This is a genomic window from Parasphingorhabdus pacifica (assembly GCF_054779195.1).
The window spans coordinates 200,698-226,222 of record NZ_BAAGYS010000014.1 but is presented as its reverse complement, the minus strand read 5'-3'; the positions used below and the strand labels follow the sequence as shown (position 1 = coordinate 226,222).

At 67.0% G+C, this 25,525-nt stretch carries 24 protein-coding genes; 19 read left to right on the top strand and 5 right to left on the bottom strand.

Features of this window, described 5'->3' with window-relative positions:
* Window positions 1-86: 86 nt before the first annotated feature.
* On the bottom strand, window positions 87-347 hold the full coding sequence (gene rpsT / locus ACYVAN_RS21240; RefSeq protein WP_460962319.1) for a 30S ribosomal protein S20: 261 nt from the start codon (window positions 345-347) through the stop codon (window positions 87-89).
* A 355-nt stretch (window positions 348-702) separates the two neighbouring features.
* Between rpsT and ACYVAN_RS21235 the strand changes: the two genes are divergently transcribed.
* The 9 genes from ACYVAN_RS21235 (at window position 703) to ACYVAN_RS21195 (ending at window position 11,383) form a co-directional block, all read left to right on the top strand.
* Window positions 703-1,509: a sulfite exporter TauE/SafE family protein gene (locus ACYVAN_RS21235; protein ID WP_460962317.1), complete on the top strand. Its 807-nt coding sequence runs from the start codon at window positions 703-705 to the stop codon at window positions 1,507-1,509.
* Window positions 1,510-1,784: 275 nt separating this feature from the next.
* Window positions 1,785-1,988 carry a cold-shock protein gene (locus ACYVAN_RS21230; protein WP_460962315.1) on the top strand — a complete coding sequence of 68 codons (204 nt, stop codon included), beginning with the start codon at window positions 1,785-1,787 and terminating at the stop codon, window positions 1,986-1,988.
* Window positions 1,989-2,108: 120 nt separating this feature from the next.
* A complete protein-coding gene (locus tag ACYVAN_RS21225; protein ID WP_460962313.1) occupies window positions 2,109-2,417 on the top strand; it encodes an EamA family transporter in 309 nt (102 codons plus the stop codon).
* 24 nt (window positions 2,418-2,441) lie between these two features.
* A complete protein-coding gene (locus ACYVAN_RS21220; protein WP_460962311.1) occupies window positions 2,442-2,822 on the top strand; it encodes a VOC family protein in 381 nt (126 codons plus the stop codon).
* Window positions 2,823-3,015: 193 nt separating this feature from the next.
* Entirely contained in the window at window positions 3,016-4,875 is a 1,860-nt protein-coding gene (gene lepA, locus ACYVAN_RS21215) for a translation elongation factor 4 (RefSeq protein WP_460962309.1), read from the top strand.
* 405 nt (window positions 4,876-5,280) lie between these two features.
* Complete coding sequence (locus tag ACYVAN_RS21210) at window positions 5,281-7,644, top strand: arylsulfatase (RefSeq protein ID WP_460962307.1); 2,364 nt, start codon at window positions 5,281-5,283, stop codon at window positions 7,642-7,644.
* Window positions 7,637-8,566 (top strand): formylglycine-generating enzyme family protein, encoded by a 930-nt coding sequence (locus tag ACYVAN_RS21205; RefSeq protein WP_460962305.1) that lies wholly within the window; start codon window positions 7,637-7,639, stop codon window positions 8,564-8,566. Before ACYVAN_RS21210 ends, ACYVAN_RS21205 begins: the two co-directional genes overlap by 8 nt.
* Before the next feature lie 136 nt (window positions 8,567-8,702).
* Window positions 8,703-9,626: a LysR family transcriptional regulator gene (locus ACYVAN_RS21200; RefSeq protein ID WP_460962303.1), complete on the top strand. Its 924-nt coding sequence runs from the start codon at window positions 8,703-8,705 to the stop codon at window positions 9,624-9,626.
* 392 nt (window positions 9,627-10,018) lie between these two features.
* Complete coding sequence (locus ACYVAN_RS21195; RefSeq protein WP_460962301.1) at window positions 10,019-11,383, top strand: MFS transporter; 1,365 nt, start codon at window positions 10,019-10,021, stop codon at window positions 11,381-11,383.
* 184 nt (window positions 11,384-11,567) lie between these two features.
* On the opposite strand, the gene ACYVAN_RS21190 is transcribed toward ACYVAN_RS21195, so the two are convergent.
* Entirely contained in the window at window positions 11,568-13,037 is a 1,470-nt protein-coding gene (locus tag ACYVAN_RS21190; protein WP_460962299.1) for a helix-turn-helix domain-containing protein, read from the bottom strand.
* 120 nt (window positions 13,038-13,157) lie between these two features.
* On the opposite strand from ACYVAN_RS21190, the gene aceA reads away from it, so the two are divergent.
* The 3 genes from aceA (at window position 13,158) to ACYVAN_RS21175 (ending at window position 16,707) form a co-directional block, all read left to right on the top strand.
* Complete coding sequence (gene aceA, locus ACYVAN_RS21185) at window positions 13,158-14,480, top strand: isocitrate lyase (RefSeq protein ID WP_460962297.1); 1,323 nt, start codon at window positions 13,158-13,160, stop codon at window positions 14,478-14,480.
* A gap of 385 nt (window positions 14,481-14,865) precedes the next feature.
* Window positions 14,866-15,918, top strand: a complete 1,053-nt coding sequence (locus ACYVAN_RS21180) for an NAD(P)H-dependent flavin oxidoreductase (protein ID WP_460962295.1) — start codon at window positions 14,866-14,868, stop codon at window positions 15,916-15,918.
* 132 nt (window positions 15,919-16,050) lie between these two features.
* Complete coding sequence (locus ACYVAN_RS21175; protein WP_460962293.1) at window positions 16,051-16,707, top strand: MOSC domain-containing protein; 657 nt, start codon at window positions 16,051-16,053, stop codon at window positions 16,705-16,707.
* Here the strand turns inward: ACYVAN_RS21175 and ACYVAN_RS21170 are convergent.
* Both ACYVAN_RS21170 and ACYVAN_RS21165 read right to left on the bottom strand, forming a co-directional pair.
* Window positions 16,682-17,686 (bottom strand): methyltransferase, encoded by a 1,005-nt coding sequence (locus ACYVAN_RS21170; RefSeq protein ID WP_460962291.1) that lies wholly within the window; start codon window positions 17,684-17,686, stop codon window positions 16,682-16,684. The two genes, ACYVAN_RS21175 and ACYVAN_RS21170, sit on opposite strands and share 26 nt — an antisense overlap.
* A 58-nt stretch (window positions 17,687-17,744) precedes the next feature.
* On the bottom strand, window positions 17,745-18,275 hold the full coding sequence (locus tag ACYVAN_RS21165; RefSeq protein WP_460962289.1) for a GNAT family N-acetyltransferase: 531 nt from the start codon (window positions 18,273-18,275) through the stop codon (window positions 17,745-17,747).
* A 334-nt stretch (window positions 18,276-18,609) separates the two neighbouring features.
* On the opposite strand from ACYVAN_RS21165, the gene ACYVAN_RS21160 reads away from it, so the two are divergent.
* The 7 genes from ACYVAN_RS21160 (at window position 18,610) to ACYVAN_RS21130 (ending at window position 24,642) form a co-directional block, all read left to right on the top strand.
* Complete coding sequence (locus ACYVAN_RS21160) at window positions 18,610-20,109, top strand: CoA-acylating methylmalonate-semialdehyde dehydrogenase (protein ID WP_460962287.1); 1,500 nt, start codon at window positions 18,610-18,612, stop codon at window positions 20,107-20,109.
* Window positions 20,110-20,205: 96 nt separating this feature from the next.
* The gene (locus ACYVAN_RS21155; RefSeq protein WP_460962285.1) at window positions 20,206-21,393 is read left to right on the top strand and encodes an isobutyryl-CoA dehydrogenase; all 1,188 of its coding nucleotides are present in this window, start codon (window positions 20,206-20,208) and stop codon (window positions 21,391-21,393) included.
* Window positions 21,390-22,424 carry an enoyl-CoA hydratase/isomerase family protein gene (locus ACYVAN_RS21150; RefSeq protein WP_460962283.1) on the top strand — a complete coding sequence of 345 codons (1,035 nt, stop codon included), beginning with the start codon at window positions 21,390-21,392 and terminating at the stop codon, window positions 22,422-22,424. The genes ACYVAN_RS21155 and ACYVAN_RS21150 overlap by 4 nt, the downstream gene beginning before the upstream one ends.
* 42 nt (window positions 22,425-22,466) lie before the next feature.
* Window positions 22,467-23,354 carry a 3-hydroxyisobutyrate dehydrogenase gene (gene mmsB, locus ACYVAN_RS21145; protein ID WP_460962281.1) on the top strand — a complete coding sequence of 296 codons (888 nt, stop codon included), beginning with the start codon at window positions 22,467-22,469 and terminating at the stop codon, window positions 23,352-23,354.
* Window positions 23,355-23,576: 222 nt separating this feature from the next.
* Window positions 23,577-23,810 carry a hypothetical protein gene (locus tag ACYVAN_RS21140; protein WP_460962280.1) on the top strand — a complete coding sequence of 78 codons (234 nt, stop codon included), beginning with the start codon at window positions 23,577-23,579 and terminating at the stop codon, window positions 23,808-23,810.
* Window positions 23,807-24,223 (top strand): guanyl-specific ribonuclease, encoded by a 417-nt coding sequence (locus ACYVAN_RS21135; protein WP_460962278.1) that lies wholly within the window; start codon window positions 23,807-23,809, stop codon window positions 24,221-24,223. Before ACYVAN_RS21140 ends, ACYVAN_RS21135 begins: the two co-directional genes overlap by 4 nt.
* A gap of 50 nt (window positions 24,224-24,273) precedes the next feature.
* Window positions 24,274-24,642: a barstar family protein gene (locus ACYVAN_RS21130; protein ID WP_460962276.1), complete on the top strand. Its 369-nt coding sequence runs from the start codon at window positions 24,274-24,276 to the stop codon at window positions 24,640-24,642.
* A 107-nt stretch (window positions 24,643-24,749) separates the two neighbouring features.
* On the opposite strand, the gene ACYVAN_RS21125 is transcribed toward ACYVAN_RS21130, so the two are convergent.
* Window positions 24,750-25,523 carry an enoyl-CoA hydratase-related protein gene (locus tag ACYVAN_RS21125; RefSeq protein WP_460962274.1) on the bottom strand — a complete coding sequence of 258 codons (774 nt, stop codon included), beginning with the start codon at window positions 25,521-25,523 and terminating at the stop codon, window positions 24,750-24,752.
* Between the last annotated feature and the right edge of the window lie 2 nt (window positions 25,524-25,525).

Sequence of the window (25,525 nt, the reverse complement as noted above, 5' to 3'; positions counted from 1 at the left end):
TTCGGAGGCGGGTCTCGCGCGCCGCCCCGGACAGCAGAAGGCCCTCTCCACCACCAGGAGGAGAGGGCCTGCCAACTTGCTGCGAATCAGAGCGCGTTGGTGCGCTTGGACATCGCCGACTTCTTGTTGGCGGCCTGGTTGGCGTGGATGACGCCCTTGCTGGCGGCCTTGTCGAGCGAACGACCCGCGGCACGCTCCAGCTCGACGGCCTTGGTCTTGTCGCCGGAGTCAGCGGCCTCGCGGAACTTGCGGAGGGCGGTCTTGACCGCCGACTTGTAGGCCCGGTTGCGCTGGCGGTTCGCCTCGTTGGTCTTCATCCGCTTCATCTGAGACTTGATGTTGGCCACTGTTGCGCCTCTTCCTCGTCGCTGGTCTGGTGTGCCGCGCATTCGTGGCGCTGCGCGAGCGCAGCCTTCCTCCATTGCGGAATGCCGCACGACACGGCCGTCGATACTATCAATGCGGGCCTGCGACGTTGCTGCCGGGCAACCCCTCCGCGGCGGCTTCCGAAGCTGCGCAAGCCGCCTCCGCAAGCTGCGCAAGCCCCCTCGTCGAGTCGCGAACGCCTCTCGCAAAACCACGTGAGCCCTCGACAAGCCGCGCACACCTCCTCGGCAGGCGGGGTGGACACGGAATCTTCTCGCTCTCGACAGGCGGAGGTGGGCGGGGCCTGCCGGGCCGCGCCGGATAGTCTGCGCGTCCGTGCTCACCGCGTTGAATTGGCCCGGATTCGCCGAAATCTCACTGGCGGGGCTGATGTTCCTGTGTGGTGCCGCGTTCCTCGCGGGGGCGGTCGATGCGATCGTCGGTGGTGGTGGTCTCATCCAGCTGCCCGCGATGCTCCTGATCATGCCCGGGGGTGAGGCGATTCACTCGTTGGCGAGCAACAAGGTCGCGTCCGTGGCGGGGACCGCCGCAGCCGCTCGCACCTACGCCAAGCGAACGCGGATCGACTGGCACAGCGCCCTGCCGATGGCGGTGATCGCGTTTTTCGGCTCGTTGTGCGGAGCGGTGTTCGCCGATGCCCTCCCGTCCGATGTGCTCAACGTGGTGGTACTGGTGGCCCTGGTGGGGGTGGGCATTTATACGTGGCGCACGCCCGCGCTCGGCGCGGCCGATGCGGTGCCGGCGGGGCGGCGCAGGCAACTGCTGCTGATGCTCGCCGGTGGCGCCGTCATCGGCTTCTGGGACGGCATCGCCGGTCCCGGCACAGGGTCGTTCCTGGTTTTCCTGCTGGTCGGGCTGATCGGGTACGCCTTCGTCAGCGCTTCCGCCACCGCGAAGGTCGTCAACGTGGCCACCAACCTCGGTGCTCTCGTGTTCTTCGTCCCAGCGGGCAAGGTGTTGTGGGGACTCGCGCTGGCGATGGCGACGGCAAACATGTCGGGGAGCGTGTTCGGGGCCGCGCTGGCATCCCGGCGTGGCTCGGGCTTCGTCCGCCGGGTCTTTCTCACCGTGCTGTTCGGCCTGGTCGCCAGCCTCGGCTGGAAGCTCGCCCTGGGGGCATGAGGTGATCACGTTTTGCGTGTTCGGCGGTCTTGTTGGAGGCTTGTTCCCGGTCCCCCCACGGCGGGCGGGCAAGTTCGGCGAGGGCGAAGGAATGATCCTGGCGTGAGTGTGGTTGTATTGGTCGGCTGTTCTTTGTGGTCGTGTTCGACACGCTCGCGAAAGATTGTTGCGGGCGCGAAGCTGTTCTCCTCGCAAGCTGGAGAGTTCGCCGTCTGGAATAGGCCCCGGTTGCCGTAAAGTGCGGTACCGGTACCAGCCCCTGTTAGGAGACAGATATGACGCAGGGCACCGTGAAGTGGTTCAACTCCGAAAAGGGCTTCGGCTTCATCGCCCCGGACGGTGGCGGGCCGGACGTCTTCGTGCACTACTCGGAGATCGACGGCACCGGCTTCCGCACCCTGGAAGAGAACCAGGCCGTGAGCTTTGAGATCACCCAGGGCCAGAAGGGCCCGCAGGCCAGCGGCGTTCGCGCGCTCTGAGTCCCGGGTGACACCGTGACACAACGGTGAGTAGACGGGCCCCGCCTCCACGTGAGGCGGGGCCCGTTTTCATGTACCAGGTGTCGAGTCCGTGCCGTTCTGATGCGCGCGTGTTCAGCGGTGCGTGAGAAGACCGCTGGTGCTGCTGGGGAGCAGGAGTGCCATGGGGCCGATTGCCAGGTTCTGCTGACTCGGATCGCCGAGATGTGGTCGGGGCACCGTCGCCCGGTCGTGGCGGTGGCGGTGTTGTCCCCACTGGCCTACGTCCTGGTCCCGTTCGCCATGCGACTCGCGCCGGCGAGCCTCGTGGCTCCCGCGCGAGAGCTGAGCATCGTGCTGGCGGCGTGGTTGGCCTGGGTCCTGCTGAACGAGGCCCAGCCGGTACGGCGGTTGTTGGGCGCGGGTGTGGTTCTGGCCGGCGTCACCTGAGTTCGGGGCGGGTAGAACAGAGGTATGGAGATCCTGAACAGCCGCATGATCCTGCGGCCGCACGACCGTGAACGTTCGCTCCGCTTCTACCGGGACGTGCTGGAGTTGGCCATCTTCCGGGAGTTTCCGGTGGGGACGGTCTTCTTCCTCGGTCAGGGGTTCCTGGAGGTGTCCGGAGAAGGGGAGCACGGGCCGAGCCCCGACCAGGTGTTGTGGCTGCAGGTACGGGGCGTGAAGGCGGAGTTCGCCCGGCTGGTCGAGCGCGGGGTGACGGTGCTGGCCGAACCCGAACGTCAGCCGTGGGGTCTGGACGAGGCGTGGATCGCCGACCCGGACGGCATGCGGATCGTGCTGGTGGAGATCCCGTCCGATCATCCGCTGCGCGCGGACGTCCGACAGCCCTGAGCCGCGGGCCGAGACGGGTCGTCGGAAAGATCAGCCCGAACGTCCGTCCGGCCAGCGCAGCCCGCTCGGCCGGAAGCCGCTCGTCGAATGCACCGGAGTTGGGCACAGAGCACACCGCGTGTCGTGGGACGATATGGGTGAATCCGTGCACCAGCCATGACCGAACGAGCCGACATCCCGCGAGGAACACTGAGTGAGCAGCTTCGCCGACACCACGTTCACACCTCCGGAGCGCATCCGGAACTTCTGCATCATCGCGCACATCGACCACGGCAAGTCGACGCTGGCCGACCGGATGCTGCAGCTCACCGGGGTGCTCGAAGAACGCGCTTACCGGGCGCAGTACCTCGACCGGATGGATATCGAACGCGAACGCGGGATCACGATCAAGGCGCAGAACGTGCGCCTGCCGTGGGTCGTGGACGATACCGAGCACGTCCTGCACATGATCGACACACCTGGCCACGTGGACTTCACCTACGAGGTGAGCCGCTCGTTGGCCGCCTGCGAGGGCGCCATTCTGCTGGTCGACGCCGCGCAGGGCATCGAGGCCCAGACGCTGGCGAACCTGTATCTGGCGATGGAGCACGAACTCGAGATCATTCCCGTGCTCAACAAGATCGACCTGCCGTCGGCCGAGCCCGACAAGTACGCGGCCGAACTCGCGCACATCATCGGCTGCGAGGTCTCCGACGTGCTCCGGGTGTCGGCCAAGACGGGTGACGGGGTCGGGGAGGTCCTCGACGCGGTCGTCAACAACGTGCCCGCTCCGGTGGGCCAGGACGACTCCGCTCCGCGCGCGATGATCTTCGACTCCGTCTACGACACCTACCGCGGTGTGGTGACCTACATCCGGGTCGTCGACGGCCGGATCACGCCCCGCCAGAAGATCAAGATGATGTCCACGGGGGCGACCCACGAGCTGATGGAGGTCGGCATCATCTCGCCGGACCAGAAGCCCTCCGAAGGGCTCGGCGTCGGCGAGGTCGGCTATCTCATCACCGGTGTGAAGGACGTCCGGCAGTCCAAGGTCGGCGACACCGTCACCTCGGACAAGCGCGGCGCGGAAGAGCCCCTTCCCGGGTACCGCGAGCCGCTTCCGATGGTGTATTCGGGACTCTACCCGGTGGACGGTTCGGACTATCCGATCCTGCGGGACGCGTTGGACAAGCTGCTGCTCAACGACGCGGCGCTGACCTACGAGCCCGAGACGTCCGGGGCGCTCGGGTTCGGTTTCCGGTGCGGTTTCCTCGGGCTGCTGCACTTGGAGATCACCCGCGCCCGGTTGGAGCGCGAGTTCGGGCTGAACCTCATCTCCACGGCGCCCAACGTCGTCTACCAGGTCAAGTTGGAGGACGGCAGCGATCTGGAGGTCACCAACCCTTCGGACTGGCCGGAGAACAAGGTCGGCGAGGTGCACGAGCCGATCGCCAAGTGCACGGTCATCGCTCCGTCGGAATTCGTCGGGACGATCATGGAGCTGTGCCAGAGCAGGCGGGGTCAGCTCAACGGGATGGACTACCTCTCCGAGAGCAGGGTCGAGCTGCGCTACACGATGCCGCTCGCCGAGATCGTGTTCGACTTCTTCGATCACCTCAAGTCCCGCACCAAGGGCTACGCCTCGATGGACTATGAGGAAGCGGGCACCCAGGCGTCCAACCTGGCGAAGGTCGACATCCTGCTGCAGGGCGAGGCGGTGGACGCTTTCAGCGCCATCGTGCACCGCGACGCCGCCTACGCCTACGGCACCAAGATGGCCACGAAGCTGCGAGACCTGATCCCCAGGCAGCAGTTCGAGGTGCCGATCCAGGCCGCGATCGGTTCGCGGATCATCGCGCGGGAGACGATCCGCGCCATCCGCAAGGACGTGCTTTCCAAGTGCTACGGCGGTGACATCAGCCGGAAGCGCAAGCTGCTGGAGAAGCAGAAGGAAGGCAAGAAGCGGATGAAGACCATCGGTCGGGTCGAGGTTCCGCAGGAGGCCTTCGTCGCTGCCCTGTCCACCGACGAGGGCGCGGGTACCAAGGAGGAAAAGCCCAAGGGCAAGAAGTAGGAACACCGAGCACGCGCGGCATCGGCTGCGGTGCGGACGGCAACGAGCCGGACGCACCGCAGCCGATTTTTTTGTTTCGGAGAGTGTTCGCGGAGCCACTCCGCGCAGGTCTCCCGTCTCCTGCCGCGGCGAGTGCGAGCACGGCCATAGTCAGCTTCTATGGAAAGTATTCGGAACCGGTCTTCGGGACTGTTGGTGCCCTCGCGAACAGGGCGAAAGTCGTCCGAGTGTGGGCCACGACTCACGCTTGGTGAATGGAAGCCTTGCACTGAAGTAACACCGAACTAGCATTCCTCGCGACTTGAATGCCTCCGTGAGAGCCGCGGCCGTCGACGTGGTCGGCGATGGACAGCGTGGTCTTGATCGCTCTCCGGAGTTCTTTCCATGTGATGCAGGAGGTCGAGCATGAGCGGATCCGGCGTGTCTCGTGAACAGTTGCCGATTCCGGACGCCGTCAGTCAGTCCGGTACGGCCCTGGACGCGCGTGATCAGAGCCCGGCCTTCGAGCCGGTGCGCCCCGTCGACGCCCCGGCAAGTGCTCCCAACGTCGTGGTCGTGTTGCTCGACGACATGGGTTTCGGTGCTCCGAGCGCGTTCGGCGGACCGTGTGAGATGCCGACAGCGGACCGGTTGGCGGACGAGGGACTGCGCTACACGAGGTTCCACGTCACGGCGATCTGCTCGCCGACCCGGCAGTCGCTGCTGACCGGCCGCAACCACCACTCGGTCGGCATGGGCGTGACCACCGAGATGGCCAGCGCAGCCCCCGGCTACAACGGCATCCGTCCGCGCAGCGCAGCCACGATGGGCCAGGTGCTCAGGGACAACGGCTACAACACCGGGGCGTTCGGCAAGTGGCACCAGACGCCCGCCCGCGATGTGAGCGCGGCGGGCCCGTTCGACCGATGGCCCACGGGCGAGGGGTTCGAGAAGTTCTACGGATTCGTCTGCGCGGAGATGAACCACTGGTATCCGGTGCTGTTCGACGGCACGACCCCGGTCGAGCCGTCCGAGCGCCCCGAGGACGGGTACCACCTGTCGGAGGACCTGGTGGACCAGGCGATCGACTGGGTTCGCACGCAGAACACCCTCAAGCCGGAGGCACCGTTCTTCGCCTACCTGCCGTTCGGTGCGACGCACGCGCCTTACCACGTGCCGAAGGAGTACCGGGACAAGTACAAGGGCCGGTTCGACCACGGTTGGGACGAGCAGCGCGAGATCACCTTGCGGCGGCAGAAGGAACTCGGCGTCGTGCCGGAGGATGCCGAGCTCGCACCGTGGGCGGAAGGCGTGCCGCACTGGGACGAGCTGTCCGAGGCCGAACGTGAAGTCGCGGCCGGACTGATGGAGACCTACGCCGGTTTCGCCGAGCACACCGATGTGCAGGTGGGCCGGTTGGTGGACGCCTTGGACGAGCTGGGAGAGCTCGACAACACCATGATCGTCTACATCCTGGGAGACAACGGTGCCTCCGCCGAGGGCGGACTGGGCGGCACGCTCAACGAGCACCGGCAGGCCAGTGGTCTCGAGGACTCCGCCGAGTTCATGGCCGAGCACCTCGACGCGTTGGGTGACGCCACTACGCATGCCCACTACCCCGTGGGCTGGGCGCTGGCGATGAACACGCCGTATCAGTGGACGAAGCAGGTCGCCTCACACCTCGGCGGCACGCGTGACGGCATGATCGTCCACTGGCCGCAGGGCATCGAGGAACGAGGCGGCATCCGCAACCAGTGGCATCACGTCATCGACGTGCTCCCGACGGTTCTGGAAGCCGCTGGGCTTCCGCACCCCTCGTCGTTCCAGGGGGTCTCGCAGCAGCCCATCGAGGGCACCAGCATGCTCTACAGCTTCAACGAGGAGTCGGCCGCCGAGCGTCATCGCCTGCAGTACTTCGAGATGGTCGGCAACCGCGGGATCTACCACGACGGGTGGATGGCGGTGACTCGGCACGGAACCCCGTGGGAAATGGTCCAGGAGGGTGGTCGCCGCTACTTCGACGACGATCGTTGGGAGCTCTACGACACCAATGTGGACTGGACGCAGGCGCACGACATCGCCGACGAACATCCCGGCAAGTTGCGGGAACTTCAGCAGCTGTTCCTCGTTGAAGCGGCCAAGCACCAGGTCTTTCCGCTCGACGACCGGATGACCGAGCGGGAGAACCCCAAGGAGGCCGGACGGCTCGACCTGATGGGTGACCGTTCGAGCATCACCTTCCACGCAGGGGCGAAGCGGCTGACGGAGGAGACGGCGCCCAACGTCAAGAACCGCTCGCACTCGGTGACCGCGCTCGTCGAGGTGCCGGAGAACGGTGCCGATGGCGTGATCGTGGCGCAGGGCGGTCGTTTCGGTGGCTGGTCGCTGTACCTGTCGGACGGACGTCCTTGCTACGCCTACAACTACTTCGGCTTGGAGATCCACAAAACCGCGGGAAGCGAAGCGCTCGACGCCGGGGAGCACGAGATCCGGCTGGAGTTCGACTACGACGGCGGCGGTGTTGGCAAGGGTGGTGATGCCCGGCTGCTCGTCGACGGAACGAAGGCCGGCGCTACCAGGGTCGACGGCACCATCCCGTACTACTTCGCTTTCGACGAGACCTTCGATATCGGAGTGGATCGCGCGTCCCCGGTGACCGACGACTACGCCCCGGTCGACAACGCCTTCACCGGTCACCTGCGGTGGGTCCGCCTCGATCTGGGCGACGATCTGTGCAGCGACGTGGCGGATCCGTCTTCTTCCCAACGATTCAGGATGGCGCATGACTGAGCAGGCCGGATCTTGTTGCGCTCCCTCGTCGGGGCGTGGAACGGAACCCGGGCCCGCAGCGGAGGGTCGTTCGGGCAGCACCGACTCGATGGTGCTGCTCGGCGGAACCGAATTCCTGATGGGCAGCGAAGCTCCGGAGGCTTACCGGGACGACGGTGAGGGGCCGGTGCGCGCGGTCGAGCTCTCCCCGTTCTGGATCAGCCGGACGGTCGTGTCCAATGCGGAGTTCGCCGAGTTCGTCGAGGACACCGGTTATCGAACAGAGTCCGAGCGCTACGGCTGGTCGTTCGTGTTCGGCGGTCTGCTCCCGGACGAGTTTCCGCCCACCCGCGGCGTCGCGAACGCGCCGTGGTGGCGCCAGGTCGAAGGTGCCGACTGGCGGCATCCGGAAGGACCGCAGTCCGGTGTGGATGAAAGGACGCAGCATCCGGTCGTGCACGTTTCGTGGTCGGACGCGCAGGCCTACTGCCGGTGGGCAGGTCTACGGCTGCCGACCGAAGCGGAGTGGGAGTACGCGGCGCGCGGTGGTCTTTCCGGTGCCACCTACCCCTGGGGCGACGAGCTCGAACCGGGTGGCGAACACCGCATGAACGTATGGCAGGGCACGTTCCCGCAACACAACACCCGGGATGACGGCTGGCACGGCACGTGCCCGGTGGAAGAGTTCGAACCCAACGGCTTCGGCCTGCACAACACCACGGGAAACGTGTGGGAGTGGTGCGCGGACTGGTTTCACGCCACGTTCCGGGATTCGCGCACGGATCCGGTGGGACCGCCGGGTGGTGACTACCGGATCGCCCGCGGCGGGTCTTACCTGTGCCACGACTCGTACTGCCGCCGCTACCGGGTCTCCGCACGCCAGGGGCTCGCACCGGACACCGGAACCGGGAATGTGGGATTCCGCTGTGCTCGGGACGCGTGACCACCAGTACGACCGCCTCTCCGAGCGTCCGGGCTCCGGGACTCGGAGCAGTTCCCGCGCGGGAGTCGATTCGGTGGAACGCTCTGCCGCGCGTGGTGTGGAGCGCGGTTCCGCCCGTGTGCGGGAGAGTTGACGCATGGAGCGGCGCGAGTTGGAGTACTTCCTGGCCATCGCCGAACATGGCAGCTTCACGGCTGCCGCCCAAGCCATGCGGGTTGCCCAGCCGTCGCTCTCGCACGCGATCGGTTCGATGGAGAGCAGGCTCGGCGGCAAGCTGTTCCACCGGCTGCCGCAGGGTGTGGTGCTGACCAGCGCCGGGCAGGCGCTGTTGGAACCGGCGAGGCTGGTGATGCGTGACCTGAGCACGGCTGCTGATTCGGTGCGGGAGGTTCTCGGGCTGGCCGGTGGGCGACTCGACATCGTCGCTCAGACCACGCTGGCGGTGGATCCGCTGGCCGAGCTGGTCGGCACTTACTTGCGAGAGCATCCGAAGGTCGGGGTGCGGATCTCCGATCCGGAACTCGGCTCCGACGTCACCGCGGCGGTGCGGGCGGGTGAGTGCGAACTCGGGATGGTCGAATCGGCTGATCTGGTGGTCGGTGATCTGGACGGCATCGTCCTGCGTGCCCGGGAGATCTTCGCCGTGTTGCCGCCGGAAACCCCCACCGACCGGGCCCGGTTGCGGATGGCCGAGTTGGCGGCGCTGGACTGGGTCACCACACCGAAGGGCACCGCGACTCGCGAGGTCATCGAGGACACCGTGGGGCGCCGGGGCCAGGCCGGTGGTCAGGGGCCGGTCAGCACCCATGAAATCGAGCCCACTGTTGCGGTGGAGACGGCGCACCAGGCGATGATCGTGCCGCTGGTGCTTGCCGGCGCGGGGGCCACGCTGCTGCCGAGGTCGATGGCCGAGGACGCGGCCGAACGAGGGGCCGTGGTGCTGGCGCTACGGCCGAAGGTCGTCCGGCGCGGTGTTCTCTTCTGGCGCCCGGGGCCGCTTTCCCCGGCCGCGGCGGAGTTCGTCCGGTTGACCAGATCAGTGTCCGAACAATGGCAGTAACCGGTGTCTCAGTGACAAATGAAAAGACGCGTGATCTGCTAGAATAGATCGAATCTATAGCGCCTATCGATAACCGGTATTCAGAAACATCCGGCGCCGTGCGTGATTTCTGGTTCGGGCGGGATAGTGTCATGTTCCGGTGTTATCGGTAATTTGCGCTATCTGAATTTTGGCCAATGTGGAGATATAACACCTGGTCAAACGCGTTACGGTTGCCGATCTGAGTAGTTCGGCCCGAATGCGGGACCGTGGATGGAGAGGAGGTGGAGCGCGGGGAGAACGGATCGTCCGATCTCGATTCGCGGCGTGGGGCGACGTGTCGAGATCATTTTCTGTGATCCTGTCCGCCGGGTTCTCCCACTCGGTGGGCATCAACAACCGGAGGAATACCAATGGAACTCGACGCCGTCGAGAACGCGCGAATGCGCCCATTCCACAGGAAACTCCTCGTCGCCTGCTGCGGAGGACCGCTGCTCGACGGGTACTTGCTCAGCATCATCGGGGTCGCGCTGGTCGGCATCACCGAGGAGCTGAGCCTGAGCACTACGTCCTCGGCACTGGTCGGTGTCGTCGCGCTGGTGGGCATGTTCCTGGGTGGCCTGCTGATCGGTCCGCTCACCGACCGGGTCGGCCGCCGTGCGATGTACACGATCGATCTCGCGGTACTGATGGTGGCCTCGGTGCTGTGCGTGTTCGTCACCGAGGCGTGGCAGTTGATCGTGTTGCGGTTCGTGATCGGGTTCGCCGTCGGTGCGGACTACCCGATCGCCACCGCATTGCTGGCCGAGTGGTTCCCCCGCAAGCAGCGTGCGCGGGCCATGGGAGGTGTCATCGCCGCTTGGTACGTCGGCGCGATGCTCTCCTACGCCGTGGGGTGGGCGATCACCGAGATCACCGGGCCTCAGGGCTGGCGCTGGATCCTCGGCAGCGCGGCTGTGCTGAGCGCGCTCGTGCTGGCCATGCGTCACGGCACGCCCGAATCACCGCGATGGCTGGTGGATCGAGGCCGTGTGGACGAGGCCGCCGAACTCGTGCGTCGAATCCTCGGAACCACCGTCTCTCGCGAAGATCTGCTCGGCGCCCGCGAGGCCGAAGTGCAGAGCGGCAGCATGCGGGAACTGCTCAGCGGGCTCTACCTGCGGCGGGTCATGTTCATCTCGATCTTCTACACCTGCCAGGTCATTCCCATGTGGGCCATGTACTTGTTCGGACCCAAGATGCTGGCCGCGTTCGGGCTGGATTCGGCGAACCTGAGCAACCTGGGATCCGGGTTGATCAGCGCGCTGTTCCTGCTCGGGTGCCTGCCCGCGATGCGGCTGCTGGACACCGCCGGTCGGCGAAAGACGATCATCTGGTCCTTCGCGCTCATGATCATTCCGCTGGCGGTGCTGGGTTGGTGGCCGACCGCACCGGTCTTCATCGTGATCGGATGCTTCTGCCTGTACGCGTTCTTCGCCGGCGGGCCGGGAATCCTCGAGTGGCTCTATCCGAACGAGCTGTTCCCCACGTCGATTCGGGCATCGGCGATCGGTTTGGCCGTGGCGTTCAGCAGGGTGGGAGCGGCCGTCGGTACTTACCTGGTGCCGTTGTCCCTGGAGCAGTTCGGCACTGCCACGACGATGTACATCGGCGCGGGAATCACCGTGATCGGGTTGTTGGTCTCCGTGGCGTGGGCCGAGGAGACGAAGGGCAAGTCGTTGGCCGACGCCAGCGGGACCGGTGCCCCGCGCGCCACCGAGAAGTCCGGCGTGTCCTGACGCGCGTCGCGCAGGTCGACGTGACGTTCTGACCACTCGTGACGCCAGCCCGTACTCGGCCGAGGTGTTCTTGATCCTGCCGGGGCGGGCTGGCGCCGCGGGTGCCGGACGCCGACGCGAAGGGAGCGGCCAGGGCATTCGCGGCCCACCGTGTTCTCCTGCTCGTTCCAGGCCTCCGTCGGCTCTAGTGAGTCTCGAGGAACGCGTACACGTCAGCCTCGTCGACCCCGGGGAAGGTGTCCGAGGGCAGCGCCGAGAGAACGTGCGAGTGCGCGCGGGCCGACGGCCACACCATGCCCTGCCACCGGTTCGCCAGTTCGGCGGGCGGCCGCTGGCAGCACTCCCCGTTGGGGCAGCGGGACTTGGAGTGGTTGGTCGTGTCCCGCCCGCGGAACCAGCGCGACTCGGTGTACGGGACGCCGAGAGTGATCGCGAAGTCCCGGCCACGGTTGGGATCCACGTGCGCGACACACCAGTGCGTGGCACCGGGCTTGTCCGTGTACTGGTAGAAGGTCGAATACCGGTCGGCGGACGCGAACACCATGCGGCCGGCCCAGTGCCTGCACATCCGTTGGCCCTCGATCGCGCCGGAGGGGTCGGTGGGGAACACGAGCCCGTCGTTCTCGTAAGCCTTGTAGATGATCCCGGTCTCGTCGTTGCGCACGAAGTGGCAGACCAGGTCGAGGTACTGGGTGGCGAGGTTGGTGAACCGGTGGGCGGCCATCTCGTAGGAGACCGAGAACACGTCGCGCAGGTCTTCAACCGCGAGGTCGCGGTCCTTCTTGGCCTGTTGCAGGAAGCTCACCGCCGTGCGCTCCGGGATGAGGACGGCCGCGGCGAAGTAGTTGGCCTCCACGCGCTGGCGCAGGAAGTCCGCGAAGTCGCGCGGCTGCCGGTGTCCGAGGGTGAGGTGCCCGAGGGTTTGCAACAGGATCGTGCGCGGGCTGTGCATGCCGAGCGATTCCCGCCGCAGGAAGATCCGGTGGTGCCGCATGTCGGTGACCGACCGCACCGAGCGCGGTAGGTCGGTGACGAAGCGGAGCCCATAGCCCAGGTGCGCGGCGATCGACTGGATGATCCCTTCCGAGAGCGCACCGCCCGTGTAGCCGACCTTGTCGAGGATCTGGGAGGCGGCCTTCTCGATCTCGGGGAAGTAGTTGTTGTGCTCGCGCATCATGCGGCGCAACTCGGCGTTCGCCTTCCGGGCTTCCTCCGGAGTGGCCACCTGCTTGGTCTCGCGCCGCTTGAGCTCTTCGTAGAGGGCGAGCACGTGTTCGAGGGCTTCGGTGGGCACTCGTTTGCCGACCTTCAGCGGGGCGACGTCGAGGCGTTGGTACATCGGGTCGAGCTGGGCCTGCTCGACGGCGATCTCGAGTTCGGCGCGACGATTCGGCGGTTTTTTCGACAGCAGGTCGTCCACGGAGCTACCGAGCGCGGACGCGAGTGACCTAAGTAACGAAAGCTTGGGTTCCCGGTGCCCGTTCTCCAGCAACGACAGTTGCGAGGGGGCTCGTCCGACGCGTTCTCCCAGCTCAACAAGGGTGAGGCCGGCTGCTCGACGGAGGTGTCGCAACCGTTGACCGAACACCAGGAGATCCTGCTCGGTGGAGAAATTACGGTCCTCTTCGGTGGCGGAAGACGTTAAGTCCGGCATGTCCTTCACCGTAGCAGAAAAAAGCCGAAAATTTGCAGGGGTTACTTCTCGAATTTTCTTGTTTGAGGGCCAAGACTGGGTGCATCAGGCCGCAAGCGATCCACCCGAAAGGTGAAGACCATGAGCCTCCAGCCTGGAGTCCGCGAGCAGGCGGCGAAGGCCGCTGAAGAACTGCAGCGCGAATGGGACACCAACCCGCGCTGGAAGGGCATCGAGCGGACCCACTCCGCAAGCGATGTCGTCCGCCTTCGTGGTTCCGTGCAGGAAGAGCAGACACTCGCCCGCAACGGTGCCGAGAAGCTGTGGGACCTGCTGCACCAGAACGACTACATCAACTCGCTCGGCGCGATGACCGGTAACCAGGCGGTCCAGCAGGTCCGTGCGGGCCTCAAGGCCATCTACCTGTCCGGATGGCAGGTCGCGGCCGACGCCAACCTCGCAGGCGAGACCTACCCGGACCAGAGCCTCTACCCCGCCAACTCGGTCCCGCAGGTCGTCAGCCGCATCAACAACGCCCTCAAGCGCGCCGACCAGATCACCTGGTCCGAGGCCCTGGACCCGGAGGCCGAGGAGACCAGCAGCGAGCCGATCGACTGGATGGCGCCGATCGTCGCCGACGCCGAGGCCGGTTTCGGTGGCGTGCTCAACGCCTACGAGCTGATGAAGGGCATGATCAACGCGGGTGCCGCCGGTGTGCACTGGGAGGACCAGCTTGCTTCGGAGAAGAAGTGCGGTCACCTCGGTGGCAAGGTGCTCATCCCCACCAGCCAGCACGTCAAGACGCTGAACGCCGCGCGGCTCGCCGCCGACGTCGCGAACGTGCCGTCCCTGGTCATCGCCCGTACCGACGCGCAGGCAGCCACGCTGATGACCAGCGACGTGGACGAGCGCGACGAGAAGTTCCTCACCGGTGAGCGCACGCCGGAGGGCTTCTTCAAGGTCTCGAACGGCATCGAGCCCTGCATCAGCCGTGGTCTGGCCTACGCGCCGCACGCCGACCTGATCTGGATGGAGACCTCCAAGCCGGACCTGCAGGCCGCCAAGGAGTTCGCCGAGGCCATCAAGGCGAAGTACCCGGACCAGATGCTGGCCTACAACTGCTCGCCGTCGTTCAACTGGCGGAAGAACCTGGACGACAGCACCATCGCCAAGTTCCAGCGCGAACTCGGCCACATGGGCTACAAGTTCCAGTTCATCACGCTGGCCGGCTTCCACGCGCTGAACTACAGCATGTTCGACCTGGCCAAGGGCTACGCCGCCGACGGCATGACCTCCTACGTCGACCTGCAGGAGCGCGAGTTCGCCGCCGAGGAGCGTGGCTACACCGCGACTCGCCACCAGCGCGAGGCCGGTACCGGTTACTTCGACCTGATCAGCACCGCGGTGAGCCCGGACTCGTCCACCACCGCGCTGGCCGGCTCGACGGAGACCGCACAGTTCTGAGTCGTCTTCCGGCGTGTCTCTCCACATTGAGCGGGCACGTCCGGTAGGCACTCACCAAGACGCACCAGCGGCCCTGTGGCGGGGTGTGATTGATCGCGATGGTGCGAGTGGGGCGGGAATCCTTTCGGATTCCCGCCCCACTTTCGTTCGTACCGCGATGCTCGCCGCGCCGAGGGGTTCGAAGTGCTTTGCCTCAGGCCTGCAGGCCGACGCGTCGAGCGCGGCGCCCACGCTGGAGAGCAGGTTCGCCGGCGTGTTGCCGACGGCTCGGCGATCGGTTGCCGGGAGGTGCGCGGTGCGGGGCCGTTCCGCCTGCGGCAAGATTCGGTGCATTTGCCCGCCCGGTGTGCGGCGCGGCCGTTTCAGCAGCGATAGCGTCCGGGGCGTGATCGAACGACGAGAAATCCCGGTTGTCGCTGCACCAATGGCGGGCGGTGCGTCCACCCCCGAGCTCGTCGCCGCGGTGAGCTCCGCAGGCGGCTTCGGCTTCCTGGCTGCCGGCTACCTCTCCGAGGAAGCGCTGTCCGACCAGATCGCGCGGACGCGCGATCGCACCGATGAGCCGTTCGGGGTGAACCTGTTCGTGCCCGGTGATCGCCGCGGCCCGGACCTCGACCCGTACTGGGCGAGCATGCGAGTCGAAGCCGAGCGCTACGGCGTGGAACCCGGTTCGCCGTACTGGGACGACGACCTCTACCAAGCCAAGATCGAACTCGTGCTCAGTGAGCGGATCCCGGTCGTCTCCTTCACCTTCGGCGCCCCCTCGTCTTCCACGGTGGACCGATTGCACGCGGTCGGGTCCGAGGTCGTGGTCACCGTAACGACCCCGGAGGAAGCCCGCCTGGCGGCGGAAGTCGGCGCGGACGTGCTGTGCGTCCAGGGCGCGGAAGCAGGCGGCCATCGGGCGGTGTTCACCGACGACCCGACGGCTCCCGGTGGTGGGCAGCTCTACGGGCTGCTGGCCGCGCTTCGGCTGGTCCACGCCGAAGTCGACCTCCCACTGATCGCGACGGGCGGCCTGGTGTGCGGCGCGGACATCGCCGCCGTGCTGGCGGCCGGCGCGGTCGCCGCGCAGCTCGGGACGGCCTTCCTCGTCTGCGACGAGGCCGGAACGAAGCAGACCCAGCGGGACGAGATCGTCGCCGGTCGTCGCGAAACCGCGCTGACGCGGGCTTTCAGCGGTCGGCCCGCTCGAGGACTGGTGAACCGGTTCATGACCGACCACAGCGCAACGGCACCTGCCGCTTACCCGCAGCTGCACCACATGACCCAACCCATCCGTGCGGCCGCGGCGAAGGCGGCGGATCCGGAAGCGATGTCGCTCTGGGCCGGGCAGACCTACTCGCAGGCCACGGCGATGCCCGCGGCCGAGCTGGTCCGGCAGCTCGGCGACGGCGCCCGCGCCGCCTTCGAAACCGGCCGTTCCCGGCTGGGCTGACCTCCGCCCTCGGTCGGGTAGGTGGTGCGAGCAAGGGAACTTTTCTTTCACATGTGACAGAGATGTTCCCTTGCTCGCACCGTGATCGAAATCAAGTGCGGCGGCCGTCGGCGGCACCGTAGGTTGTTGTTCGTGGGTCACGTCGAATCAGTCAACATCGCGGTGCCGCGTACCGGGGCATGGACCGGGAGTGTCGGGAAAACCGGAATCGACAAGCGGCCGGTCGCCGGACCGGTCCTCGTCGAACGGGCCGGGGTCCGGGATGACAGCGTGTGCGACACGAAGCACCACGGGTCCTGGTACCAGGCGGTCTACGCGTTCGACACCGAAGACCTGCGCTACTGGTCGCACGAGCTCGCCACCGAACTCGTGGCGGGCAACGCGGGCGAGAACCTGACCCTCGCCGATTGCGACTGCGCCGAAGCGGTCGTCGGGGAGCGGTGGCGCGTGGGTGACGCGGTCCTGCGCGTGACGGGTCCGCGCATCCCGTGCCGGGTGTTCGCCGCGTTCTGGGAAGCCGATGGACTGGTCAAGCGATTCACGGCCCGCGGGCGCCCGGGCGCATACCTCGCGGTGGAGGCCCCGGGTGAGGTTCGCGCGGGCGATTCCCGGGAACTGCTGTCCCGCCCGGAGCACGGGGTGACGGTGGCCGAGGTGATGGCCTTTCGGATGCGGGCGCGCACCGACATCGCTGAGCACGTCGCTACCGGGATGGCGGATCTGCCGGAGGAATGGCGGGCCGAGGTGGAGAAGGTGCTGCGGGTCAACGGTCGGGTAGGCATTCGGTGATGCAGTAGCCGTTGTCCAGCTGGGTGACGTTGGCGACGAACAGGCCCGCCGCCGAGGCGATTTCCCGGGTCCGGGTCAGATCGCGCATCCGGCCGCCGACGTAGACCATCATCCGGAGATCCATCTCGGTGAAGGCGCGTTGGTCGTCGGGGTCGGCGCTGAGTTCGATGATGAGCACGCTGCCGTCATCGCCCGCGGCTTCGGCGCAGCGGCTCAGGATCCGCACCGCGTCCTGGTCGTCCCAGTCACCGAGCACGTCGAGGAGTATGAACGCGTCGCCGCTGATGGGCAGTGGGTCGAAGAGGTTCCCGTTGGCGGTTTCTGCGCGCGGACCGACGCCTCGGGCTTCCAGGTGTTCGGTTGCCTTGCTCGCCGGACCGGGCAGGTCGACCAGGCCCCCGTGCAGTGACGGGTAGGTGCGCAGCAATTCCGCGAGCAGGATTCCCTTGCCGCCGCCGACATCGACCACGCGGGTGAAGCGGTCCCAGTCGTAGGAGTCGACCACGTCCGGAACGACATCCTCCGACTTGGAGTCCATCAGGTCGTCGAAGGATTCGGACAGCTCCGGCCGGCTTTCGAGGTCCTCGGTCAGCGTGCGCCCGTACGCGGCGGGGTAGGCGATGTGCTTGCCGCGCACTTGGCCGAGGAGTTCGACGAAGGCCAGGTCGGACCGACCGATGGCGCCGTCGAGGTCCAGCCATGCGCGCAGTTCGTGCGGGGCCTCGCTCTCGAGCGCGTGCGATGCCTCGTTGGGGCCGAAGGTGTCCGGTTCGGGTTCGGTGAACACGCCCCGGTGGACGAGGAACCGCAGCACCCGGCCGAGCGGGTCGGGGTTGGCGCCGCAGTGCTGCGCCAGTTCGCCGAGCGGGATGGGGCCGTCCTTGACCGCGTCGGCCACGTGCAGGGTGGCCACCGTCCGGATCGCGAACGGCGTAGCGAGGTCGGCCATGGCCCACACGTCTACCGGATCGCCGGACATACCCGCAGCGTAAGGCAGTGGTGCCGAAGTGGCAGTCGGTCGGCGTCGACGGTTCGGGTCAGGGCGTGCGGAGCTCGCGACCGAGCACGAGGATCCGCAGCGGGAGACCGAGCCACTGGAATGGACCAGTCAGGGTGCGGAATCCTCTTCGCCGGTAGAACTCCCGGGCACGCCGGTTTTCGATCGCGTTCGTGCTGAGCACCATCCTGGGATTGTCGATGCGCCGCACGGCTTCGTCGATCAGCCCGGTGCCGACCCCACAGGCCTGCGCCTCGGGATGAACGTGCAGCTCGGCCACTTCGAACGCGTCCTCGAGCCAGTGCTCGTTCTCGGTCGCGGCCAGTGCGGGCCCCACTCGGTGCGGCCACCATTCGCGGCTCGCGGTCGGCCAGCCCACGAGCATCCCCGCGAGCTCGCCCTGCTGGAACGCGCCGAGCGCCAGCAGTCCGTCCAGCTCGGTCACCTCGTCGAGGTACTTCGCGATCAGGATGCCACCGGGCTGGTCGGCCGCGGTCATGGCGGTGCGGGCGAGGGCGCGCGTGTCCTGGAGGCGCTCGCCGAGGTCGAAAGGTGCGATGTCGACGTCCACACGTGGCAGTTGAACACGCCAGGTTCTCGTCGTGGGGTCCACCCGGATTTTCCGTGCGGTCGTGCGGCTCCGTCGCGCGCTGGACGAACGGTCCCGGCTCACCCGGTTCGGTGGTGTTCCTGCGACACCCGAGGCCGGGCGCACCGAAGTGGTGGTTCCTCGATCGCAGCGCAGGATGTCGCTTGGCGTTCGTGCCCGCGACGAGGACCATATGGGTGTGAGGTAGCGCACCCTGTTGCGTGCGCGGCCGAACGAGCAATGATTGGAGGACCAAAGGTTTGATGTCCTAGGTTCTCTCGCGGGAGACGGATCACCGGAAAGGTGCGTTGCGACAATGACCGACGAGCTGGAGCACTTCATCGGTGGCAAGCGCGTGGCGGGAACGTCCGGCACGTTCGGTGACGTGTTCGATCCCAACTCCGGAACGGTCCAGTCGAGGGTGCCGCTGGCATCGGCCGACGAGGTGCGGGCCGCGATCGACAACGCCGCCGAAGCGCAGCCGGGATGGGCCGCGCAGAACCCGCAGAAGCGGGCTCGAGTGCTGATGAAGTTCCTGCAGCTGGTCAACGAAGAGATGGACGACCTGGCGAAGCTGCTCGCCTCCGAGCACGGCAAGACCATCCCGGACGCCAAGGGCGACATCCAGCGCGGCCTCGAGGTGGTCGAATTCGCCGTCGGTGCGCCCCACCTGCTCAAGGGCGAGTACAGCGACAACGTCGGAACCGGGATCGACGTGTACTCGATGCGCCAGCCGCTCGGCGTGGTCGCCGGGATCACGCCGTTCAACTTCCCGGCGATGATTCCGCTGTGGAAGGCCGCGCCCGCCATCGCGTGCGGGAACTCGTTCGTCCTCAAGCCCTCCGAACGCGACCCTTCGGTGCCGCTGCGCCTGGCCGAGTTGTTCATCGAGGCCGGTCTGCCGCCGGGCGTCCTCAACGTCGTCAACGGAGACAAGGTCGCCGTGGACACGGTCCTGACCGACCCGCGTATCGAGGCGGTCGGCTTCGTCGGCTCGTCCGACATCGCCGAGTACATCTATTCCACTGCCGCTGCCCACGGCAAGCGGGCGCAGTGTTTCGGCGGCGCGAAGAATCACATGATCATCCTGCCGGACGCCGACCTGGACAGCGCGGTGGAAGCACTCGTCGGCGCGGGCTACGGCTCCGCGGGCGAGCGCTGCATGGCCATCTCGGTCGCCGTTCCCGTCGGCGAGGCAACCGCCGACGCACTCGTCGAGAAGCTCACCGCCCGGGTCAAGGAACTCAGGATCGGCACCAGCTACGACGAGTCCGCCGACTTCGGACCGCTGATCACCCGGCAAGCCTGGCAGCGGGTCGACGAGTTGGTTGGCGTCGGTGTGGAAGAAGGCGCCGAACTGCTGGTCGACGGCCGGGACTTCCGGATGCGGGGTTACGAGGACGGATTCTTCGCCGGGGCATCGCTGTTCGACCGGGTCACCTCGGACATGCGGATCTACCGCGAAGAGATCTTCGGCCCGGTGCTCTCGGTGGTGCGCGCCGCCGACTACGAAGAGGCACTGCGCCTGCCGAACGAGAACGAGTTCGGTAACGGCGTGGCCATCTTCACGCGGGACGGCGACACCGCGCGAGAGTTCGTCGAACGGGTCAACACCGGCATGGTCGGCGTCAACGTGCCGATCCCGGTCCCGATCGCTTACCACACCTTCGGCGGCTGGAAGCGCTCCGGATACGGCGACCTCAACCAGCACGGCCCCGATTCGATCCGCTTCTACACCAAGACCAAGACGGTCACCTCGCGCTGGCCGTCCGGTCGCAAGGAAGCGGCGAGCTTCACCATCCCGACGATGAACTGAGTCCGGACGGGCGGGGCGGCGGTTTCGCCGCCCCGCCCTGCGGGTGCCGGTTACCGCGTGGAACCGGCCACGACGTCGGGCAGCGGAGGAGTCGACATGTCCGTAGCAGTAGCAGCAGAACCCGGAAACCCGGCAGGATCACCGTTCGCCCTCAGCGAGGACCAGCTGGCGATCCAGGAAACGGCCAGGGAATTCGCCGCCGAGCAGCTGGCGCCCAAGGCGATCGAGTGGGACCAGGAGAAGCACTTCCCGGTCGACGTGCTGCGGCAGGCGGCGCGGATCGGAATCGGCGGGATCTACGTCGGCGAGGACGTCGGAGGCACCGGGCTGACCCGGTTCGACTCCGTGCTGATCTTCGAGGCGCTCGCCACCGGATGCCCTTCGATCGCCGCCTACATCTCCATCCACAACATGGTCGCGGGCATGATCGACCGGTTCGGCAGCGATGAGCAACGTGCTCGCTGGTTGCCCTCGCTGTGCTCGATGGACCAGCTCGGCAGTTACTGCCTCACCGAACCCGGGGCCGGTTCCGACGCGGCGGCGCTGCAGACCAGCGCAGTGCGCGACGGCGACCACTACGTGCTCAACGGGGTCAAGCAGTTCATCTCCGGTGGCGGCAGCTCCGACGTGTACGTCGTGATGGCCCGTACCGGGGAAGCCGGGGCGGGCGGTATCTCGACGTTCGTCGTCGAGGCGGGAACTCCGGGGCTGTCCTTCGGCCCCAACGAGACGAAGATGGGGTGGAACGCGCAGCCCACCCGGCAGGTGATCTTCGACGACCTCCGCATCCCGGCCGACCAGCGGCTCGGTCCCGAGGGCATCGGATTCAAGATCGCCATGGCCGGACTGGACGGCGGCAGGCTGAGTATCGCGGCGTGCTCGCTCGGCGGCGCGCAGACCGCGCTCGACAAGAGCCTGTCCTACGTTACCGAGCGCACCGCCTTCGGCTCACCGCTCGGCCAGTTCCAGGCCCTGCAGTTCAAGCTCGCCGACATGGCCACCGACCTGGAGGCCGCGCGGACGCTGCTTTGGCGCGCCGCCTGCGCGCTGGATTCGAAGGATCCGACGGCCACCCGGCTGTGCGCGATGGGCAAACGGCTGGCCACCGACGTGGGCTTCGCCGTCGCCAACGAGGCACTTCAGATCCACGGTGGTTACGGATACCTTGCCGAGTACGGCCTCGAGAAGATCGTCCGCGACCTGCGGGTGCATCAGATCCTCGAGGGAACCAACGAGATCATGCGATTGATCATTTCCCGTGGACTGCTGGAGTCGGCATCATGACATCGGAAATCCTGCTCGAAGAGCGGGGTGCACTCGGACGAATCACCCTCAACCGCCCCAAGGCGATCAATTCCCTCACCCTCGGCATGGTCCGGGAGATGTCGGCCGCGCTGGAGCAGTGGCGCGCCGACGACCGGATCCAGGTCGTGCTGATCGACGGTGCCGGGGAACGCGGCCTTTGTGCCGGCGGCGACGTCCGGGCCATCTACGACGCGGCCAAGGCCGGTGACGAGACGGTGCCGGAGACGTTCTGGTCCGAGGAGTATCGGCTCAACGCCGTCCTGCCGCACTACCCGAAGCCGATCGTGAGCATCATGGACGGCATCTGCATGGGTGGCGGAGTCGGCATCGCCGCCCACGATTCGCACCGGGTGGTCACCGAGCGTTCCAAGATCGGCATGCCCGAGGTGGGCATCGGCTTCGTGCCCGACGTCGGCGGAACCTTCCTGCTCTCCCGCACCCCGGGCGAACTCGGCACCCACGCGGCGCTCACGGGCGCCCCGATCAGCGGAGCCGATGCGATCGAATGCGGGCTCGCCGACCACTACGTGCCCAGCGACAAGCTCGAAGCGATGGTCGACCGGCTCGCCACCGCCGACGTCGACGCGGTGCTGCGCGAGTTCTCCGAGCGGCCCCCCGCGGCGAACCTGGCCGGTCACCGGGAGTGGATCGATGCCGCGTACTCGGCGAACACCGTCGAGGACATCCTCGAACGACTGCGGGCACGCCCCGAGCAGGAGGCGCGCGACGCCGCCGAGATGATCAGCACCAAGTCGCCGCTGTCCCTGAAGCTGACGCTGTGCTCGTTGCGGTCCCGACCGGAGACGTTGGAGGCGGCGTTGGACCAGGAGTACCGCGTATCGCTCGCGTGCGTGCGGATCGGTGACTTCGTGGAGGGCGTGCGGGCGACGCTGGTCGACAAGGACCGCGACCCCAAGTGGCAGGCCGAACGGCTCGAAGACGTCGAGCCCGAACTGATCGACAAGTTCTTCGCACCATTGGGTGCCGGGGAGCTCGGACTCTCCCGCTGATCTCGGTACGGAATCTCGGTTGCGCGCGGAAGGGAATTGACAATGGCTGTCATCGGATTCATCGGGCTCGGGCACATGGGAGGTCCGATGTCCGCGAACCTGGTCAAGGCCGGCCACACGGTGAACGGGTTCGATCTGCTCCCCGAGGCGCGCGAGGCCGCCGCCGGGCATGGTGTCACCGTGGTCGATTCGGTTACCGAGGCCGCTTCGGGGGCCGACGCGGTGATCACCATGCTGCCGGGCGGGAAGCCGCTGCTCGACTGCTACGAGGACGTCCTCGCCGCGGCGGCACCGGAAACCTTGCTGATCGACTCGTCGACCGTGGACGTGGCTGATGCCCGCAAGGCGCACGAGCTGGCGAGCGAGGCCGGGTTCGGGGCGATCGACGCCCCCGTGTCCGGCGGAACGGCCGGAGCCGAAGCGGGCACGCTGACGTTCATGGTCGGCGGGTCCGAAGAAAACTACCACCGGGCAGAACCGTTCCTCGAGCCCATGGCGCGCAAGACGATCCACTGCGGTGGTGCGGGCAACGGTCAGGTCACCAAGATGTGCAACAACCTGATCCTAGGCGCTTCCATGCTCGCCGTGAGCGAGGCCTTCGTCCTGGGTGAGCGGCTCGGCTTGTCCAACGAGGCGCTCTACGACGTGGCGTCGGTCTCGACCGGTCAGTGCTGGGCGTTGACGACGAACTGCCCGGTGCCCGATCTGGTGGAAACCAGCCGGGCCAACCACGACTACGAGCCGGGATTCGCGGCCGCGCTCATGCTCAAGGACCTCAAGCTGGCCACTTCGGCCGCGGAACAGAGCGGCACCGACACGGCGGTCGGCCGATTGGCGACCGAGCTGTATCAGCGCTTCAACGATGAGGGCGGCGGCGGGTACGACTTCGGCGCCGTCATCAAGTCGGTTCGGGAGCATTCCGGCGAATGACGCCCCCAAAGTCAGGGGCGGAGCGTTGAGCGGGTGCGGCGGGGGCCGGGGCTCGCCGGTCCTCGCCGCACCGCCGGTGGTCGCCGTGTCCTCGCCGAGCGGTCGGTCGGCCGCTCGGACCGTGTCGGTCCGTGACCGGGGCGGCAGCATAGATGTCGCCGGTTTCGCGCGGATCCAGGGGTGACTTACGCGCGGTGGAATCCGGGCGTACGCTAGCGCTCCGTGATTGAGTGGCTGGTCGAGTGGTGGGACGGCGTCGAGCTCTGGCTCGTGCGGCTGCCCTACCCGCTGCTGGTAACGCTGGTACTCGCGGTCCTGGTGCCCCTGTGCTGGGGGCTGGCCTGGATCCTCGACCGCGGTATTGACTGGATCGGCGCGAAACTGACCCGTGTAGGTGACGCGGAACCCCCGGTGAGCAAGCGCGACGCTGTCGACAACCCGGGGAGAACGACGTGACCTCGCGCAAACGGATCAGCATCGCGTTGATCGGCTTGATCGCGCTCGTGGTGATCGGCTGGTTCGTGCGCGACGCGGCGGTGGAGCAACCACCGCACGGTCCTGCTCCCGGTGCGGCCGCATCCGGCCTGCCCACCAGGGAACTGTCGGTCCTGCCGTCCGAGGTGGCGACCACCTGGAGCCGGATTGCCACGGATGGGCCTTTTCCACACCCGTCGAAGGACGGCACGGTGTTCGAAAACCGGGAAGAAATTCTCCCGGAGAACACCACGGGCTATTACCACGAATACACGGTGCCCACTCCGGGCTCAGCGGATCGAGGCGCGCGTCGCCTGGTCACCGGTGGGTCTGCGGAGGTGTACTACACCGAGAATCATTACGACTCGTTCGTAGTTGTCGACGTCAACGGTTGAGTGCGATGTTTGCGACCAAATGGGCTACAAAACTGCGGAAGGAGCCGGCGGTGAGCGAAGCGGACCGGCCGGTACCCGACATCACCGTCCAGCAGGCGGCCGCGGAAGCGCAGCAGCGCGGGGCGATCGTGCATCTCCTCGAAGGAGATGAGCTGACCAGCAAGAGGACCACACTCGACGGGATCGCGGCCGCGCTTTCCTTCCCGGAGTGGGCGGGTCGCAACCTTGATGCGCTCTACGACTGCTTGACCGACCTGTCGTGGCTGGACAAGCGCGAGCACGTGCTCATCTGGTCCGGTCATCAGGGGTTGGCCGAGCACGATCCGAAGGCGTTCCGGGGCATCAACGCGGTCTTGCGGGACGCCGCGCAGAACTCCGCCTGCGGACGTGCGTTCTCCGCGGTGCTCACAACGGACTGAACCCGGTCTTCGCGCTCCTTCTCGGCGCGGAGCCATGCCTCCGGCGAGGGCGTTGCGCGGTTCGTGAACGCGCGGAACCGCGCGTTCACGGTCCGCGCGAAACGGCTTCAGCTCTCCGGCACCCAGCTGGGAGTGCGCTTCTCGGCGAAGGCGCTGATGCCCTCCTGGCCTTCGGGGCCGGCGAAGTGCTCGGCGGACAGCGCCAGCATCGCCTCGAAATCATCGCTCATCTTCGGCGACCGCGGTCGCCGAAGCATCTCCTTGGTGGCGGCCAGCGCGTTGGGGGCGCCGAGCGCCAGCATGCCGGTATATCGGGCGGCTTCATCGTCGAGCTCATCGGCGGGCACCGCGGAATTCAGCAGTCCGACGGCCACAGCGCGCGTCGCGTCGAAGGTTTCGCCGGTGAGGAAGAGTTCGTGCGCCTGGCGCTGGAGCAGGCGCGGCAACACCGTCACCGAGATGACGGCGGGCACGACGCCGATGCGCACCTCGGAGAAGGCGAACGTCGCGGTGTCGGCGGCGACGGCGATGTCGCAGGCGGCGACGATGCCGACCCCGCCCGCGCGGGCGGGCCCGGCGAGCTTGGCGACCACCGGTTTGGGGCTGGTCCAGAGCTGTTCGAGGATCGCGGGGAACTCGTTGACCCCTTGGTCCTGCGACCCCGCCGCACGCGATTCCTTGAGGTCCATGCCCGCGCAGAACACCGTTCCGGTGTGGTCGAGCACGATCACCCGCACCGCGTAGTCCTGAATGGCTGCGGTGATCGCGTCGGCCAATTCCCGGCGGAGCTGGGCGGAGAGGGCGTTGCGGTTGTGCGGTGAATCCAGCGTGATCGTGGCGATGCCGCCGGCCACCGAGCGGTGCACGAGTTCATTGGTCATGG